The organism is Streptomyces sp. NPDC047043 (assembly GCF_040644055.1).
Lineage (GTDB): Bacteria > Actinomycetota > Actinomycetes > Streptomycetales > Streptomycetaceae > Streptomyces.
Genome location: NZ_JBEYVO010000035.1, coordinates 42,360 through 60,146 on the forward strand (window position 1 = coordinate 42,360; position 17,787 = coordinate 60,146).

The following is a 17,787-nucleotide window of genomic DNA, read 5'->3' on the forward strand; positions in this document are numbered from 1 at the left end:
GCGCGTCACGGATGGGGCGTGACCGCACCCCTGATGCCCCTGCGTCCCCTCTGGCGGGATTGATCCCGAAAAGGCCTCCTGTCAGTGGCAGGTGCGAAGCTACCTTCGAGGGACAGGTTCCACGCGTCCTCGGGGGAGGCGCGCTGTCTCGGGGGAGGCACGATGTCGGGGGAGACGCCGGATCAGGGCGAAGGCAGGATCATCAATGGGCGCTACCGCCTGCTGCGGACGCTCGGCGCGGGCGGCATGGGCCGCGTATGGCTCGCGTACGACGAGGAGTTGGCCTGTGAAGTCGCGCTGAAGGAGATCGCGCTTCCGGACGTTCCGATGGACGCGAGCGAGCCCGCGCAGCGCATCGCCCGGGCCCGTAGTGAGGCCCGGCACGCGGCGCGGCTGCGCGGACATCCGCATGTGGCGACGGTGCACGACGTGGTGGTCCACGAGGGGCTGCCCTGGATCGTCATGGAGTACGTGCCGGACGCGGTCGACCTCCAGGCGGTCGTACGGCGTTCCGGACCGCTGCCGCCCGCCGAGGTGGCCCGCATCGGGCTCGCCGTCCTCGACGCGCTCACCGCCGGGCACCGCATCGGCATCCTCCACAGGGATGTGAAACCGGCCAACATCCTTCTGGCGTCGGACGCTTCGGGCGACCCCTACGCGCGCGTGCTGCTCACCGACTACGGCATCGCCCTGCAGCCCGAGTCCCGCGAACCCCGGCTCACGGCCACCGCCGGAATCCTCGGCACACCCGGCTACCTCGCCCCCGAACGCGCGCGTGGCGAGCCGCCGACTCCGGCAGCCGACCTCTTCTCCCTGGGCGCCACGCTGTACGCCGCGGTGGAGGGCCGCGGCCCCTTCGACCGCCACGGCGACTACGCCACCCTGACGGCCCTCCTCGGCGACGAGCCCGCACCACCGGTCCTGGCGGGCCGACTGGGTCCGGTACTGCAGGGGTTGCTGGTCAAGGACCCCGTACGCAGGTCCTCGCCGGAGGCGGTCGCGCGAGGGCTGGAGCGGGTGGTGCAGGGCGCGGCGCCGGCCGGCTGGGGCCCGGGGGCGGGCGTCGGCGGCTACGGCTCGCCACCGGGCGGGTTCGGTCCGGCGCCGGAGGCATTCGGCGGGGTGGCGGCTTCCGCGGACGGCCGCGGTGGGCCACCGGGAGGCGCGAGTACGCCCGCAGGGCATGCCGCGGAGGGTCCGCCGCCCGGGTACGCGGGGAGCGTGCCGCCCGGGCCGGAGGCGGGTGCCTCGCCGGGAGGCGCGGGAACGCCTGGAGGGCCCGCTGCGGAGGGCTCCCCACCAGGGTACGTGGGGAGCGTGCCGCCCGGGTACGTCGGCGGTGCTCCGCCCGGGTATGGGGCAGGCCCGCCGCCGGGGTACGCCGGGAGCCCGCCGCCCGAGGGGTTCGGGGCGGAGCCGCCCGGCGGCTGGGGCGGTGGTCCGGCGCCGGGCACTCCGCAGACACCGGGGGCACCGCCCGCTCCGCACACCCCGCAGACGCCCGGGGCGCCGCCGACTCCGCACACTCCGGGGACTCCGGCGGGCGGCCCGGACACCCCGGGTGGTGCCGGTCCGGCCACGCCCGGAGGGGCGCCGGGCTCGCCGGCGTACGACCTCTGGCGGCCGCCCGCCCCGCAGCATCCCGCCGAGTCGGCCAACCCGTATGCGCAGGGGGCCGGTTCCCCCTACGCGAGCGGTGGCGTGCAGCCGCCGAGGGTGGGAGACGGCACCCCGTCGCCGAATCCGGGGAGCGCACTCCCGCCGCCGTATGCGGGAAGCGGCACTCCGCCGCCGTACGCAGGAGGCACCACCCCACCGTCGTACGGCGAAGGAGGCGCCCCGCCGCCGTACGCGGGAGGCGCCGGTGCACCCCCGCGCGGCGGAGCCGGTGCTCAACCGCCGTACGCGAGCGGTGCCCCCGGTGGTTACTGGAGCGCCCCGACCGCCCCCGTCGGGGGCGGGCCCGGGATGCCGCCCTCGCCACCGCCGTCGGCCTCGCCCGGGAAGAAGCGGCTGGCGATCGTCGCGCTGGTCGTGGGTGCCGTGCTCGTCCTCGTCGGCGGTGCGTGGGGGGTCTTCGCGCTGACCAGCGGGGATGGCGGTGGCGGGAAGAACAGCGCGGCGACCAAGAAGTCGCCGTCGGCGAGCGCGTCACGGCAGTCGCCGTCGCCGACCGGACCGGTGCTGCCGTACGGCGATGTGGTCGGGCTCAGTGAGCCGCTGGAGACCGGGGACTGCGTGAAGGCGGTCTGGTCGGGGACGCCGTTCAAGTCGGCGCCGAACCTGGGCGTGGTCGACTGCGCCGACGACTGGCCGGACGGTCAGGTCGTGGCGGTCGACACGGCCACCGACTACGCCGACGCCCGCGCCCAGGGCGCGAAGCGCTGTGCGAGCCAGAGCAAGGCGGTCGTGGACGCACTGCCGGACGCGGAGGGCTACGCCGTTCTACCGACCAAGCAGGGCTTCGCCGCGGCGGAGAGCGGTACGGCATGTCTCGTACTCGGACGGCATGCCGCCATCGGCGGTGAAGTGGGCCGATTCCGGGACAGCGGCACGGATTTGTGGGTCGGTCAGATGAGCGTCGGTGACTGCTGGGACTACAAGGAAGTCGACGACGGTTACAAGGCGCCACTCACGGACTGCGCCAATCCGCATACCGACCAGGTCATAGGGACCGTTCAGGCCCCCGACAAAATGACCTACAAGAAGGGCACCGACAACGCGACGAAGTTGTGCGGCAACAAATTCGAGTCGACCTGGGCCCCGGGATCCCAGCGCGTGGTGTACGGCTGGGTGGCGGACGAGAACGACTGGGACGCCGGGTTCACCAAGGTGGTGTGCACGGTGAGCCGGACCGACAACCAGAAGACGACCGGAAAGATACCCGTGCCCGGCTCGGTCTGAGCCGGGTACGGGAGCGAGGGCCGGGGCGAGCCCGCAGGTTCGTCGGCTCCGCGTTCACCTCGGGTTCGCCTCTGGGTCTCCCGTGCGTGTCAGTCTGCCCGGGCTGGGCACTCGCGGACGGGAGAAAAGGGGCACGCGAAGCCATGGAGAGCGGACCGGCGATCTTCGCGGGCGTGGTGTTCGCCCTGTTCGGAAGCGGGCTGCTGGTGTGGACCGTGGCCCGCGTGCGGCACGGTGAGCCCGTCGCCCACGGTGTGAACCCCGTCGCATCGGCGACCCTCGCGAGCCTCGCGTCATTGATCGCGCTGGCACTCGGAACCTGGTGCTTCACCCGGGTCTGAAAGCGGCCCCGGAGCTGCGGCTCCGACAATTGAGAGGTGATCCTCCGGACCGGCTCGAAAAGGCCGGTGGGGACTCCGGGCGGCAGGAATGGCGGTAGTCGGGTTACCGTTCCGAGTGGCCGTTGTGGACTTTTCCCGTTTGACACGGGGGCGGGATGTACCGTCACACTCCGCAGCGTCACCATGACCCGACCCCGGGGGAACGCCTGGGGAGGCCCCAGCGTCGACCGGAGAGAAGAGCGAAGTTGTCCCCGACCAGCGAGACCGCAAGCGGCGGCCGCCGACTCGTCATCGTCGAGTCGCCTGCCAAGGCGAAGACGATCAAGGGCTACCTCGGCCCCGGCTACATCGTCGAGGCGAGCGTCGGGCACATCCGCGACCTTCCCAACGGCGCCGCGGAGGTGCCGGAGAAGTACACCGGCGAGGTCCGCCGCCTCGGTGTGGACGTCGAACACGACTTCCAGCCGATCTATGTGGTCAACGCCGACAAGAGGGCGCAGGTCAAGAAGCTCAAGGACCTGCTGCGCGACTCCGACGAGCTCTTCCTCGCCACCGATGAGGACCGCGAGGGCGAGGCCATCGCATGGCACCTCCTGGAGGTGCTCAAGCCCAAGGTCCCGGTCAAGCGCATGGTGTTCCACGAGATCACCAAGGACGCGATCCGTGAGGCCGTCGCCAATCCGCGCGACCTGAACAAGCGCATGGTCGACGCCCAGGAGACCCGCCGCATCCTCGACCGTCTCTACGGCTACGAGGTCTCGCCGGTCCTGTGGAAGAAGGTCATGCCGCGTCTGTCGGCCGGTCGCGTCCAGTCGGTCGCGACCCGACTGGTGGTGGAGCGGGAACGCGAGCGCATCGCGTTTCGTTCTGCCGAGTACTGGGACCTGACGGGCACCTTCGCGACCGGCCGCGCGGGGGATCCGTCGGACCCGTCGTCGCTGGTCGCCCGCCTGCAGACCGTCGACGGCAGGCGAGTCGCGCAGGGCCGCGACTTCGACTCCCTGGGACAGCTCAAGAGCGCGAACACCCTCCACCTCGACGAGGCCAACGCCCGCGCGCTGGCCGCCGCCCTGGAGAACACCCAGTTCTCGGTGCGGTCCGTCGAGTCCAAGCCGTACCGCCGCTCGCCGTACGCCCCGTTCCGTACGACGACGCTGCAGCAGGAGGCGAGCCGCAAGCTCGGCTTCGGCGCGAAGGCCACCATGCAGGTCGCGCAGAAGCTGTACGAGAACGGCTACATCACCTACATGCGTACCGACTCGACGACGCTGAGCGACACCGCCGTGGCCGCCGCCCGTGCGCAGGTCACGCAGCTGTACGGCGCCGACTACCTGCCGGCGCAGCCGCGGACGTACGCCGGGAAGGTCAAGAACGCGCAGGAGGCGCACGAGGCGATCCGCCCCTCGGGTGATCGTTTCCGCACCCCTGCCGAGACCGGCCTGACCGGCGACCAGTTCAAGCTCTACGAGCTGATCTGGAAGCGGACCGTCGCCTCGCAGATGAAGGACGCGACCGGCAACAGCGTGACCGTGAAGATCGGCGGTACCGCGGCCGACGGCCGGGACGTCGAGTTCAGCGCGTCCGGCAAGACGATCACCTTCCACGGCTTCCTGAAGGCCTACGTCGAGGGTGCCGACGACCCGAACGCCGAGCTGGACGACCGCGAGCGCCGGCTGCCGCAGGTCGCCGAGCGCGACCGGCTCAGCGCCGAGGAGATCACGGTCGACGGGCACGCCACCAAGCCCCCGGCCCGCTACACCGAGGCCAGCCTGGTCAAGGAGCTCGAAGAGCGCGAGATCGGCCGCCCGTCGACGTACGCGTCGATCATCGGCACGATCCTCGACCGCGGCTACGTCTTCAAGAAGGGCACGGCACTCGTCCCGTCCTTCCTGTCCTTCGCCGTGGTCAACCTCCTGGAGAAGCACTTCGGGCGGCTCGTCGACTACGACTTCACCGCCAAGATGGAGGACGACCTCGACCGCATCGCCCGCGGTGAGGCGCAGGCCGTGCCGTGGCTGAAGCGGTTCTACTTCGGCGAGGGCGCGACCAACGGCACCGCGGCGGACGCGGGCAACGGCGACGGGGACCACCTCGGCGGCCTCAAGGAGCTGGTGACCGACCTGGGTGCGATCGACGCGCGCGAGGTGTCGTCGTTCCCGGTGGGCAACGGCATCGTGCTCAGGGTCGGGCGCTACGGCCCGTACATCGAGCGCGGTGAGAAGGACTCCGAGGGCCACCAGCGGGCGGACGTGCCCGAGGACCTGGCCCCGGACGAGCTGAGCGTCGAGCTCGCGGAGGAGCTGCTCGCCAAGCCGAGCGGCGACTTCGAGCTCGGTGCCGACCCGCAGACGGGCCACCAGATCATCGCCCGGGACGGCCGCTACGGCCCCTACGTCACCGAGGTGCTCCCCGAGGGCACCCCGAAGACCGGCAAGAACGCCGTCAAGCCGCGTACGGCCTCGCTGTTCAAGTCGATGTCGCTGGACACGGTGACGCTCGCCGACGCGCTCAAGCTGATGTCGCTGCCGCGCGTCGTCGGCGCCGATGCCGAGGGCCAGGAGATCACCGCGCAGAACGGGCGCTACGGGCCGTACCTGAAGAAGGGCACGGACTCGCGCTCGCTGCAGACCGAGGACCAGCTCTTCACGATCACGCTCGAAGAGGCGCTGCAGATCTACTCGCAGCCCAAGCAGCGCGGTCGCGCGGCCGCCAAGCCGCCGCTGAAGGAGCTGGGCACCGACCCGGTCAGCGAGAAGCCGGTGGTGGTCAAGGACGGCCGCTTCGGGCCGTATGTGACCGACGGGGAGACCAACGCGACCCTGCGCTCCGGCGACAGCGTCGAGACGATCACCCCGGAGCGCGGCTTCGAGCTGCTCGCCGAGAAGCGGGCCAAGGGGCCCGCCAAGAAGACGGCGAAGAAGGCGCCCGCGAAGAAGGCCCCGGCCAAGAAGGCGACGGCCGCCAAGAAGACCGCGGCCAAGAAGACGACGACTGCCGCGAAGAAGACGGCGGCCAAGAAGACCACCGCGACCGCCGCGAAGAAGGCGACGGCCTCGAACGGCGCGGAGGACTAGGCGCAGCAGCAAGTCCGCGGACACGTGCGGGTGTTCGGGCCGGGTCGTTCGAAGGCCGGGCCCTTCACCTCCGCTTCGCGAAACGAACGCCCCGGTATCGCTTTGGTGTCGGGGCGTGCGCACGTTCGGACGCGTGCCGTGGGTTGTCAGTCGCTCCCGATAGGCTGAAAGCATGACGCGAGCGGAGCAGCCAACGGCCCACCACCCGGCCCCCGACGACGCCCTTGTCGCGGACTCCCGCGAGCGCGCCGTCCGCGCCCTGCTACGCCGACCGCAGTTGAAGCGGTTGTGGAGTGCACAGTTCGTGGGCGGGGTCGGCGACGCCCTCGCGCTGTTCGTGCTGGTGCTCCTCGCCCTGCAGGCGGCGATCGGCGAGGGCTCGTTCGGCGGCGGCTATCGCGGCGTGGCATTCGCAGTGGCGACCGTTTTCGGGGTGCGCATCCTGGCGACGCTGCTCTTCGGGGCCGTCCTCCTCGGACCGCTCACCTCGCTCACCTCCCAGGAGGGCCCGCTCGACCGCCGCTGGACCATGGTCGGCGCCGACGGCCTGAGGGTCGCGGTGATGATCGTCGCTCCGCTGTGGATCGACTGGACGCCGGACGACGCGCTGGCCGTCCTGCTGGTCAGCGCCTTCGTGACCGGAGTCGCCGAGCGCTTCTGGACGGTGTGCCGTGAGAGCGCGGCGCCCGCGCTGCTGCCCGCCCCGCCCCTGGAGGGCGCGACGGTACGGCCGCTGCCGGACCACATGGACGCCCTGCGCCGCCTGTCGCTGCGTACGAACTTCGTGGCGATCCCCCTGGCCGCCGCCGCGCTCGTCGCCGCGGGGCTGGTCAACAATCTGCTCGGCGCCGGGATCGACTGGTTCGACCAGCACCAGGCCGCCCTCGCCTCGTACGTGGCGGCCGGGCTGTTCGCCGCGTCCCTGTCCGTCGTGACCTTCCTGGAACTGCCCGACACGCGCACCCCGCGCGCGCGTTCGCCGCTCGAGGGACTGCGCCGCCCCAAGACGGGCACGGGCGTCGACAAGGGACGCACGGAAGCCATCCCGCTGCTGGTGCTCGCCGCCGCGGCCGTGGCGGGCGCGATCGCGGCCGCCGTCGCCGTGTGCGTGCTGCACGCCAAGGACCTGGGCGGCGGCCCGGTGACGTACGGGCTGCTGGTGTTCGCGCTGACCGGCGGTGTCGTCGTCGGAATCCGTACGGCGCCCAAGATGCTGGTGTCGCTGTCGCGGCGCCGGCTGCTCGCGCTGGCGATCGCCTTCACCGGCGTCGCGCTGCTGGCCGCCGGGCTCGTCCCGGACGTCACCACCGTGCTGCTGATCCTCGCGCTGGCCGGCGTCGGCGCGGGCGTGGCCGCCAACACCGGGCACACGCTGCTCGACCAGGAGGCCGAGGACTACCGCCGGGCGCGCACGACGGAGCACCTGCACGCGGTCGTACGCGTGTGCGTGGCCCTCGGCGCGGTGATCGCTCCGGTGGTGGCCGCGGGAATCGGGCCGCACCGCCTGGAGAACGGCAAGTTCGTGTTCGCGCACGGCGGCGCCGCCTTCACGCTGATGCTCGTCGGCGCATTGCTCCTGCCGGTGGCCGCGCTGGTCCTGGCCAAGGTCGACGACCGCTCCGGGGTGCCGCTGCGGCACGACCTGCGGGACGCGCTGCTCGGCGGCGACGACCCGGTGACGGCGCCTGCGGAGAGCGGCTTCTTCATCGCCCTGGAGGGCGGCGACGGCGCCGGCAAGTCCACGCAGGCCGAGGCGCTCGCCGAGTGGATCCGGGCCAAGGGCCACGAGGTCGTGCTGACGCGCGAGCCGGGGGCGACGCCGGTGGGCAAGCGGCTGCGGTCGATCCTGCTGGACGTGTCGAGCGCGGGGCTGTCCCACCGCGCGGAGGCGCTGCTGTACGCGGCGGACCGTGCGGAGCACGTGGACACGGTGGTCAGGCCCGCGCTGGAGCGCGGCGCGGTCGTGATCTCCGACCGGTACATCGACTCCTCCGTGGCCTATCAGGGGGCGGGCCGTGACCTCTCCCCGACGGAGATCGCCCGTATCAACCGCTGGGCGACGGACGGCCTCGTCCCGCACCTGACCGTGCTGCTGGACGTCTCGCCGGACATCGCCCGTGAGCGGTTCACCGAGGCGCCGGACCGGCTGGAGTCGGAGCCGGCCGAGTTCCACGCGCGCGTGCGGTCCGGTTTCCTGACGCTGGCCGCGGCCGACCCCGGGCGGTACCTGGTGGTGGACGCGGGCCAGGAGCCCGAGTCCGTGACCACCGTCGTACGCCACCGGCTCGACCAGATGCTGCCGCTGTCCGAGGCCGAGGTGAAGGCCCAGGAGGAGGCGCGGAAGAAGGCCGAGGAGGAGGCCCGCCGCAAGGCCGAGGAAGAGGCCGCGCGGAAGGCCGAGGAGGAGCGGCTGGAGCGCGAGCGCCAGGAGCAGCTCGCCAAGCTGCGCGCCGAGGAGGAGGAGCGCAAGCGGCGCGAGCTGGAGGAGGCTCAGCGCCGCGAGGCCGAGCGGCAGGCGGAGGAGGCCCGGCAGCGGGCCGAGGAAGCGCGCCGGCGGGCCGAGGAGGAGCAGGCACGGCTCCTCGCGGAGGAGAAGGCCCGGGCCGAGGAGGAGGCCCGCCGCAAGGTCGAGGAGGAGCGGCGGCGCAAGCAGGCCGAGGAAGAGGCCCGGCTGCACGCCGAGGCCGAGGCACGGCGTCTGGAGAAGCAGCGCAAGGCCGAGGAGGCCCTGCTGCGCGCCGAGGAGGCCAGGCGGCTCGCCGAGCAGGCCACGGCCGCCGCGGAGGCGGGACCGAAGCAGCCTGCCGCACCCGCGGTACCGCCGGAGGCGACGACCGTGCCGACGCCGGTGGTGACGCCGACGAACGCGTCGGGCGGGCCGGTCGAGGAGACGGCTGTGCTGCGGGCCGTGGGCGAGGAGAAGCGGGACGCCGGCGCGGGGTCCCGTGGGGAGTCCGAGTCCGAGGTGACGACGAAGCTGCCGCAGCCGCCGGCTCCCGCGGGGGCGACGGACGAGACGGCGGTGCTGCCGCCCGTGGTGCCGGGTGCGGCCGACGAGACGGCTGTGCTGCCGCCGGTGACTTCCGGGGCCGAGGACGAGACGGCCGTCCTGCCTCCCGTGCAGGGCGAGGACGCCGCGCATCGGGTGCCGCCGGGGTTCTTCCGGGACGAGCAGGCGGGGGGCGCCCGGCCGGAAGGGGCCGAGGACCGTACGCGGGAGATGCCTCAGGTCGATGCGGAGGGCGCGCCGCGGCGCCGGGCCCGGTCGGACTGGGCCGAGGAGACACCGCTGGACGATCTGCCGTCGCTGGCGGACGAGTTGCTCGGTCCGCATCAGGACGAGTACGACGACGATGCGGGGCGCGGGAGGCGTCGGGGCCGGGGGCGCTGAGCCTCGCAGCCACCCCGCTGTCAGTGCCACCCCTCACAATGGATCCCGCAACACGAACCGTGACGAAAGGGCGGGGTGACGCATGACCGTCTGGGACGACCTCGTCGGCCAGGAGAAGGTGGCCGAGCAGCTCGCCGCGGCTGCCCGGGACGCCGATGCCCTCGTCACCGCGGTCGCCGCCGACGCCCCGCCCCCCGAGGCGTCGAAGATGACGCACGCGTGGCTCTTCACCGGCCCTCCCGGCGCCGGGCGGATCCAGACGGCGCGGGCCTTCGCGGCCGCGCTGCAGTGCGTCAGCCCCGACCGTGCGCTCGGTGGAGCGCCGGGCTGCGGGTTCTGCGACGGATGTCATACGGCCCTGGTCGGTACGCACGCGGACGTCACCACCGTGGCCGCCGTCGGCACGCAGATCCTCGCCGACGACATGCGGGACACCGTACGGAAGTCGTTCACGTCGCCGGCGAACGGCCGCTGGCAGATCATCCTGGTCGAGGACGCCGAGCGGCTGAACGAGAAGTCGGCCAACGCCGTCCTGAAGGCGGTGGAGGAGCCGGCCCCGCGCACGGTCTGGCTGCTGTGCGCCCCCTCCCTCGAGGACGTCCTGCCCACCATCCGCTCCCGCTGCCGTCACCTGAACCTGCTGACGCCCTCGGTGGCGGCCGTCGCCGACATGCTCGTACGGCGGGAGGGCATCGAACCGCCCGTCGCCGAAGCCGCGGCCCGCGCCACGCAGGGGCACGTCGACCGGGCCCGCCGCCTGGCCACCGACCCGGCCGCCCGTGAGCGCCGCGCCGCCGTGCTGAAGCTGCCGCTGCGGGTCGAGGAGATCGGCAGTGCGCTCAAGGCCGCGCAGGAGCTCGTCGACGCGGCCGCGGAGGACGCGAAGCAGCTCGCCGAGGAGATGGACGGCAAGGAGACCGAGGAGCTGAAGGCGGCGCTGGGCGCGGCCCAGGGCGGCCGGATGCCGCGCGGTACGGCGGGCGTGATGAAGGACCTGGAGGACAAGCAGAAGCGGCGCAGAACGCGCACGCAGCGCGACAGCCTGGACCTCGCCCTGACCGACCTCACCGGCTTCTACCGCGACGTCCTCGCCCTCCAGCTCGGCTCCCGCGTGGCCATCGCCAACGGGGACGCCGAGGACGCCCTGGAGCGCCTCGCCCGCGGCACCTCCCCCGAGTCCACCCTGCGCCGCATCGAGGCGATCGCCGCCTGCCGCGAGGCTCTCGACCGCAATGTCGCCCCGCTGCTCGCGGTGGAGGCGATGACGATGGCGCTCAGAGCGGGCTGACCGACCTGCGGTCACCCGTCCGCCCAGCGATCAACGGCAAGTTGACGACATGACTCGTAACTCGTACGAGTCACGGTGTGTACGCATGGCGACCGGACAGCTGCACAGAGTTACTCTCGCCTGATGTACCTCAGGCGCAGCTCTCGTCCCTGCCGTCCCCGAACCGCCGTCACCCTCCTCGCCGCAGCCGTGCTGCTCGTCTCCGCCTGTTCCTCCGGAGGCCCGGCGAGTTCCGCCGACAACCCCGTGGAGGCGGCGCTGGCCGCGCTGCCGCAGGCGACACCGTCCACCCTCGCGCCGTACTACGGGCAGAAGCTGAGCTGGCGCACCTGCGGTGTCGGCGGCTTCCAGTGCGCCACCATGAAGGTGCCGCTCGACTACGCCAGACCGGCCGCCGGGGACGTGCGGCTGGCCGTCGCCCGCAAGAAGGCCACCGGCAAGGGCAAACCGCTCGGCTCGCTGCTGGTGAACCCGGGCGGACCGGGCGGCTCGGCGATCGGCTACCTGCAGCAGTACGCCGCCATCGGCTACCCGGCGGAGGTCCGCGCCCGCTACGACATGGTCGCCGTCGACCCGCGCGGAGTCGCCGGCAGCGAGCCCGTCGAATGCCTCGACGGGCGGCAGATGGACACGTACACGGAGACGGACAGCACACCGGACGACCGGCAGGAGACGGGCCGACTCGTCACCGCGTACAAGAGGTTCGCCGAGGGCTGCGGGGCGCGCTCGCCCCAGCTGCTGCGGCATGTCTCCACCGTCGAGGCCGCCCGGGACATGGACGTCCTGCGGGCGGCGCTGGGGGACGCGAAGCTGACGTATGTGGGGGCGTCGTACGGCACGTTCCTCGGGTCGACGTACGCCGGGCTGTTCCCGGAGCGGGTGGGTCGGCTGGTGCTGGACGGGGCGATGGACCCCTCGCTGTCCGCTCGTCGGCTGAACCTGGATCAGACGGCAGGCTTCGAGACGGCGTTCCAGTCCTTCGCGAAGGACTGCGTGCGGCGGGCGGACTGCCCGCTCGGCGGCAAGGGCACCACGCCCGCCCAGGTCGGCAGGAACCTCAGCGCCTTCTTCAAGAAGGTGGACGCCCACCCCGTCCCCACCGGTGACGCCGACGGCCGCAAGCTCGACGAGTCCCTCGCCACCACCGGTGTGATCGCGGCGATGTACGACGAGGGCGCATGGGAGCAGCTGCGCGAGGCGCTGACCTCGGCGATGAAGGAGCGCGACGGGGCGGGCCTGCTCGTCCTCTCCGACAGCTACTACGAGCGCGGCGCCGACGGCCGCTACTCCAACATGATGTTCGCCAACGCCGCTGTGAACTGCCTGGACCTCCCGCCCGCCTTCTCCGGCCCCGACCAGGTCGAGGAGGCACTCCCCGAGTTCGAGAAGGCGTCCCCCGTCTTCGGCAACGGCCTCGCCTGGGCCTCGCTGAACTGCGCGTACTGGCCGGTGAAGCCCACGGGCGCCCCGCACCGCATCGAGGCGAAGGGCGCGGCCCCGATCGTCGTGGTCGGCACCACCCGCGACCCGGCGACCCCGTACCGCTGGGCCCAGTCCCTGTCCCGCCAGCTCTCCTCGGCCCGCCTCCTCACCTACCAGGGCGACGGCCACACCGCCTACGGCCGCGGCAGCCGATGCATCGACTCCACGATCGACGCCTACCTGCTCCACGGAACCCCTCCGACGAGGGGAAAGCGCTGCTCATAAGTCGTGCGCCGCGCCCCGGAGGTCCTGCCTCCGGGGCGCGGTCAGAGCACCCCCGGAAACTGTGTAGACTTACCGACGTTGCTGATCGCACCATGGTGCTGACGGCGCGCCGCCTTAGCTCAGATGGCCAGAGCAACGCACTCGTAATGCGTAGGTCTCGGGTTCGAATCCCGAAGGCGGCTCCACTGGGACCCCAGGTCAGGGAGATACTGACCTGGGGTTTTGTGTTGAGTGGAGGCGCGACATGAGTGGATCCGCGGCTGCCGGTGCCGGGTATTCCGGTACCCCTCTCGCCAGGAAGATCGGCATCAAGCCGGGGCATCAGGTCGGGCTGCGGCACGCCCCCGAGTCCTTCGAGATCCCCGGTCTTCCCGAAGGGGTTGACCTCACCTCTGGCGGCCCGCGCGGTACCGATGTCACCGTTGCCTTCTACCGGGCCCACGCCGAGCTCGCCGCCGAGGCGCCCGGCCTCGTCACCGACCTCGCCGACGACGCCATGCTCTGGATCGCCTGGCCGCGCAAGGCCGCCGGGCACGTCAGTGACCTCGCCGAGAACGACCTGCGCGAGCTCTTCCTGCCGCTCGGTGTCGTCGATGTGAAGGTCGCCGCGCTGGGGGAGGACTGGTCGGGGCTGAAGTTCGTACGGCGCAAGGAGAACCGTCGTATCAACCGACACGCCTGACCCAAGAATCAGCGTACTTAAGAAGTCCTTACCGTGAACGGCTAGCATCGCGGCCGATGTTGTCCGCGGCCGGGATGAGGTGAGGGCATGGGAGACCAGGGGGCGCCGAGGATCGCCGTCGCCGTGGTGACCATGGGGAACCGGCCCGCCGAGGTCGACGCGCTGCTGGAGTCCGTGGCCAAGCAGGACTTCGCCCCCGCACGGATCGTGATCGTCGGGAACGGCTGCCCGCTGCCCGACTTCGCCGAGCGGCTGTCGCTGCCGGGCGAGGTCACCCTCCTCGAACTCGACGAGAACCTCGGCTGTCCCGGCGGCCGGAACGTCGCGCTCCGCAAGCTGCGGGAGTTCGGGGACGTGGATGTCGTGGTGGAGCTGGACGACGACGGGCTGCTCGTCGACGCCGAAGTCCTCAGCCGTGTACGGGATCTGTTCGCCGCCGACCCGCGGCTCGGCATCGTCGGGTTCCGGATCGCCGACGAGCACGGGGAGACGCAGCAGCGGCACGTGCCCCGGGTCGGCGCCTCCGACCCCATGCGCGGCGGATACGTCACCGGGTTCCTCGGCGGCGGGCACGCCTTCCGCACGGCCATGCTCGACGAGATCGGGGACTGGCCCGCCGAGTTCTTCTTCGCCCACGAGGAGACCGATCTGGCCTGGCGGGCGGCCGACGCGGGCTGGCGGATCCTGTACGCGCCCGAACTGCTGCTCCAGCACCCGAAGACCTCGCCCGCCCGGCACGCCATCTACTACCGGGTGAACGCCCGGAACCGGGTCTGGCTGGTGCGGCGCCGGCTGCCCTTGGTCCTCATCCCCGTACACCTGGGGATCTGGACGCTGCTCACGCTTCTGCGCACCCGGTCGCGGGCCGGGCTGCGCGCCTGGTTCGGCGGATTCGTGGAGGGGCTGAAGGAACCGGCCGGCGAGCGGCGGCCCATGCGCTGGCGGACCGTCTGGCGGCTCTCGCGGCTGGGCCGGCCACCCGTCATCTGAGCAGAAGCACAGCTCACGGAAGAGGGGACGAGGGTCCCGGTCGTTCACCTCCGCCGACCGGGACCCTCTGACGTCCCCCGGATCCGGCCGCGGCGGCGACACTCCCCCGAGTTGCGCGTCGTACGCGCGCGCCCCCGGGCCAGATCCGATGAAGTGATCACATCAGGTCACGCCAACGGATCGCTAACATGTGGCCAACGGTTCCCCGTTCCGGCGTCGGCCGATTGGCGTGAAGTCGCTGGTGCCCTCGCCGGACAGCCGGAACGGTGGCGGGATTCCGCCAGGGACCGTCGTGCAATGGGTGGCGGGAAACCGTAGTGACGAGGGCGGGAATCCGCCAGGACGCGGGAAGGCAGTGGGCGGCGTGAGGCGGCGCGGGCTGCGGTTCGGACTGCTGGGGCCGCCGGTTCTCTACGACGACCAAAGTGGCGCCGTCGAGGTTGCGGAACCCCTCGCAAGCCTCGACGTCAAAGCCATCGGCAGCACCAAGGTCCGTGCCCTGCTCGCCGCCCTGCTGCTCGAGGCCGGGCGCATCGTCTCCGTCGAGTCGCTCAAGGACGCGCTGTGGGGCGGCTCGCCGCCCGCCTCCGCGCAGGCCTCGCTGCACAACCACGTGGCCCGGCTGCGGCGGCTGCTCGACGATCCCGAACGGCTGCGGGCGGTGCCGCCCGGGTATGTGCTGCGGGTCGAGCAGGGCGAGCTGGACGTCCATGTCTTCGAGCTGCATCTCGCCGCGGCGCGCGGCGCGTACGCGGCCCGCAACTGGGAGCGGGTCGTGCGCGAGTGCGCCTCCGCGCTCGCGCTGTGGCGGGGCACCCCGCTGAGCGGACTCCCCGCCGAACTGGGCGGATACGCGTTCGTGTCGCGTCTGCAGGAGGCCCGCCTGCTCCTCCTGGAATGGCGCTACGACGCCGAGCTGGCCGTCGAGGGCGCCCGACTGGACGGTCTCGTACCGGAGTTGGCGGCGCTGGCCGCCGAGTACCCGCTGCGGGAGGCCCACCACCGTCAGCTGATGCTCGCCCTGCACCGCACCGGCCGCCAGGCCGAGGCCCTGGCCGTCCACCGCGACCTGCGCACCCGCCTCGTGGAGGAGCTCGGCGTAGAGCCGGGTGCGGCGGTGCGGGAGGCGCACGTCGAGGTGCTCGCCGGCACCGCGGACCCGGGTGCCACGCGCGCGGACGACACCCCGCGCGGCAGCACGGACGACCCCGCGCCTGCCGTCCCACAACCGCCCCGGCCCGCCCAGCTGCCCCCGCCCCCCGCCCACTTCACGGGCCGCACCTCCACCCTCGACGACCTCCGCGGCACCCTCGAGCCCGGCCGGACTCCCGCGGTGGCCGTCATCAGCGGCATGGCCGGCGTAGGCAAAAGCGCCCTTGCTCTCCACGTCGCCCATGAACTCCGGGACCGCTTCCCCGACGGTCAGCTCTACGTCAACCTGCACGGCGCCACCCCGGGCATGACCCCCCTCTCGTCCGCCCAGGCCCTCACCGCCCTGCTCCGCGACCTCGGCACCGAGCCCCGTCACATCCCCGAACACCCGGACGCGGCCGCCGCGTTGCTGCGCTCCCTGCTCGCGCCGACCCACACGCTGCTGGTGCTGGACGACGCCGCCAGCGCCGCGCAGGTACGGCCGCTGCTGCCGGCCGGCTCCGGCTGCGCGGTCATCGTCACCAGCCGTTCACCGCTGACCGCCCTGGACGGCGCCCGGCGCTTCCCGCTCACCCCGCTGAGCGGCGAGGAGAGCGCGGCGCTGCTGCGGGCGGTCTCCGGCCGGGACGGCCTCGACGCGGCTCACCCCCTCGTCGAACTCACCGGCCGCCTTCCGCTCGCGCTGCGCATCGTCGCCGCCCGACTCGCGGCGCGCCGTGCCCTCACGCCGGACGTGCTCGCCGGTCAACTGGCCGCCACCGAAGGGCGGTTGCATCATCTGGAGTACGACGACCTGAGCGTGCGCCGCTCCCTGGCCGTCGCGCACGACGCCCTCGCCGCCTCGGAGCGCGAGGCCGACCGGGACGCGGCGCTCGCGCTGTGCGGCGTCGGTGCGCTCGACCTGCCCGCGTACGGTGCACCCCTGATCGCCCGCCTCACCGGCACCGATGCGCGCCGCGCCGAGGCCGCGCTGGACCGGCTCGTCGACGTGGCCCTCCTGGAGGAGACCGCCTACGGCCGCTACGCACCCCACGACCTGGTCCGTGACTTCGCCCACGAACTCGCCGGCGGCACCGCCGACGGCGACATCGACGAGTCCGCCCTGCGCTGGTACGCGGCCGTCGCCGAGCGCGCCCTCACCGCGATCGTCGAACCGGGTCTCGACCAGGACGACCGCCGCCGCCCGACCGCGGCCCAGCCGCCGGGCCACGCGGCGGAGGTCGCTGCCCTGCCCTTCTTCGAGTCCGCCGAACAGGCCTTCGCCTGGGGCGACACGGAGCTGGAGAACGTCGTCACGATGGTGGAGCGGTACGCCGACGACACCGACGACCGCAGGGCCGCCCGTGTCTCGGCACTCGTCCGCCTCTTCTTCCCCTATGTGCAGCGCAGCGGCCGTGTCGCCGAGATGGAGGTGCTCGGCCTGGCCGCCCTGCGCGTCGCGCGGCGGCTCGGCGACGAGGCGGCCGAGGCCTACGCGCTGGGCGACCTCGCCGGCCTGCACTTCCTGACCGGACGGCAGAGCGAGGCCCTGACCCTCAACGACCAGGCGCTGACGATCTGGCGGCGGCTCGACCGGGTCTCCTGGATGCGGCGCTGCCTCAACAACCGCGGGCTGCTGCTCGAAGGACTCGGCCGCTACGCGGAGTCCGGCCGGGCCCTGCGTCAAAGCCTGGAGTACTCGCGGCAGTTGAACGACCCGTACGGCGAGGCCGTGACCCACAGCCACCTCGGCAACCTGTACGAGCACACCGACCCGCGGGCCGCGATCGAGCAGCACCGGCGCTCGCTCGCCATCGGGGCCGAGATCGGCGCCGTGATCGTGCAGCACTCCGCGCACTGCAACATCGGCTACGCCCACCTCACCCTCGGCGAACCGGCAGCCGCCCTGCCGCACTTCGAGGAGAGCCTGCGCGTCCTCGGCGGCCACGGCGACTGGCACGGTGAGTCGCAGACCCGGCTGGGACTGGTGCGGGCACTTCGCCTGCTCGGCCGTACGGAACGGGCCGGAGGTGAATGCGCCGAACTGCTCCGCCGCGCGGACGAGCGAGCCGACCGCTACACCGGCGGTCTCGCCCGCCACCAGCAAGGGCTTCTGCTGCAGGAGCGCGGGCGCGCGGCGGAGGCGTACGAGGAGTGGCGCAAGGCGCTCCAGGCGCTGGACGGGACGGACGAGAAGGCCGTGGTGACGGAGCTGAGAGAGCTGCTGACCGGGACGAACACCCGCTGATCGCCACGTGCCCGGGCAACGGCCGACAGGT

Annotated in this window: 9 protein-coding genes and 1 tRNA gene; all 10 read left to right on the forward strand. The window is 72.6% G+C overall.

What is annotated here, in order from left to right; translation table 11 throughout:
- Window positions 1–162: 162 nt before the first annotated feature.
- The 10 genes from ABZ880_RS42420 (at window position 163) to ABZ880_RS42465 (ending at window position 17,756) form a co-directional block, all read left to right on the forward strand.
- Window positions 163–2,904: a protein kinase gene (locus ABZ880_RS42420; RefSeq protein ID WP_361275055.1), complete on the forward strand. Its 2,742-nt coding sequence runs from the start codon at window positions 163–165 to the stop codon at window positions 2,902–2,904.
- A gap of 143 nt (window positions 2,905–3,047) precedes the next feature.
- The gene (locus tag ABZ880_RS42425) at window positions 3,048–3,245 is read left to right on the forward strand and encodes a hypothetical protein (RefSeq protein WP_361275058.1); all 198 of its coding nucleotides are present in this window, start codon (window positions 3,048–3,050) and stop codon (window positions 3,243–3,245) included.
- Between the two features lie 245 nt (window positions 3,246–3,490).
- A complete protein-coding gene (gene topA / locus ABZ880_RS42430) occupies window positions 3,491–6,319 on the forward strand; it encodes a type I DNA topoisomerase (RefSeq protein ID WP_361275061.1) in 2,829 nt (942 codons plus the stop codon).
- Window positions 6,320–6,491: 172 nt separating this feature from the next.
- A complete protein-coding gene (gene tmk, locus ABZ880_RS42435) occupies window positions 6,492–9,710 on the forward strand; it encodes a dTMP kinase (protein ID WP_361275063.1) in 3,219 nt (1,072 codons plus the stop codon).
- 82 nt (window positions 9,711–9,792) lie between these two features.
- On the forward strand, window positions 9,793–10,998 hold the full coding sequence (locus ABZ880_RS42440) for a DNA polymerase III subunit delta' (protein ID WP_361275065.1): 1,206 nt from the start codon (window positions 9,793–9,795) through the stop codon (window positions 10,996–10,998).
- Window positions 10,999–11,121: 123 nt separating this feature from the next.
- A complete protein-coding gene (locus ABZ880_RS42445; RefSeq protein WP_361275068.1) occupies window positions 11,122–12,705 on the forward strand; it encodes an alpha/beta hydrolase in 1,584 nt (527 codons plus the stop codon).
- Between the two features lie 108 nt (window positions 12,706–12,813).
- Window positions 12,814–12,890, forward strand: a tRNA-Thr gene (locus ABZ880_RS42450).
- A 59-nt stretch (window positions 12,891–12,949) separates the two neighbouring features.
- Window positions 12,950–13,387 carry a DUF3052 domain-containing protein gene (locus tag ABZ880_RS42455; protein WP_361275070.1) on the forward strand — a complete coding sequence of 146 codons (438 nt, stop codon included), beginning with the start codon at window positions 12,950–12,952 and terminating at the stop codon, window positions 13,385–13,387.
- Window positions 13,388–13,474: 87 nt separating this feature from the next.
- Window positions 13,475–14,377, forward strand: coding sequence for a glycosyltransferase (locus ABZ880_RS42460; RefSeq protein WP_361275072.1), 903 nt, complete (start codon window positions 13,475–13,477; stop codon window positions 14,375–14,377).
- Between the two features lie 355 nt (window positions 14,378–14,732).
- Window positions 14,733–17,756 carry a BTAD domain-containing putative transcriptional regulator gene (locus ABZ880_RS42465; RefSeq protein WP_361275075.1) on the forward strand — a complete coding sequence of 1,008 codons (3,024 nt, stop codon included), beginning with the start codon at window positions 14,733–14,735 and terminating at the stop codon, window positions 17,754–17,756.
- Window positions 17,757–17,787: the final 31 nt, after the last annotated feature.

Bases quoted from the DNA above. Each gene is read 5' to 3' on its own strand.
- ABZ880_RS42420 (WP_361275055.1), top strand. From the start codon at position 163: ATGTCGGGGGAGACGCCGGATCAGGGCGAAGGCAGGATCATCAATGGG.
- ABZ880_RS42425 (WP_361275058.1), top strand. From the start codon at position 3,048: ATGGAGAGCGGACCGGCGATCTTCGCGGGCGTGGTGTTCGCCCTGTTC.
- tmk (WP_361275063.1), top strand. From the start codon at position 6,492: ATGACGCGAGCGGAGCAGCCAACGGCCCACCACCCGGCCCCCGACGAC.
- ABZ880_RS42440 (WP_361275065.1), top strand. From the start codon at position 9,793: ATGACCGTCTGGGACGACCTCGTCGGCCAGGAGAAGGTGGCCGAGCAG.
- ABZ880_RS42445 (WP_361275068.1), top strand. From the start codon at position 11,122: ATGTACCTCAGGCGCAGCTCTCGTCCCTGCCGTCCCCGAACCGCCGTC.
- ABZ880_RS42455 (WP_361275070.1), top strand. From the start codon at position 12,950: ATGAGTGGATCCGCGGCTGCCGGTGCCGGGTATTCCGGTACCCCTCTC.
- ABZ880_RS42460 (WP_361275072.1), top strand. From the start codon at position 13,475: ATGGGAGACCAGGGGGCGCCGAGGATCGCCGTCGCCGTGGTGACCATG.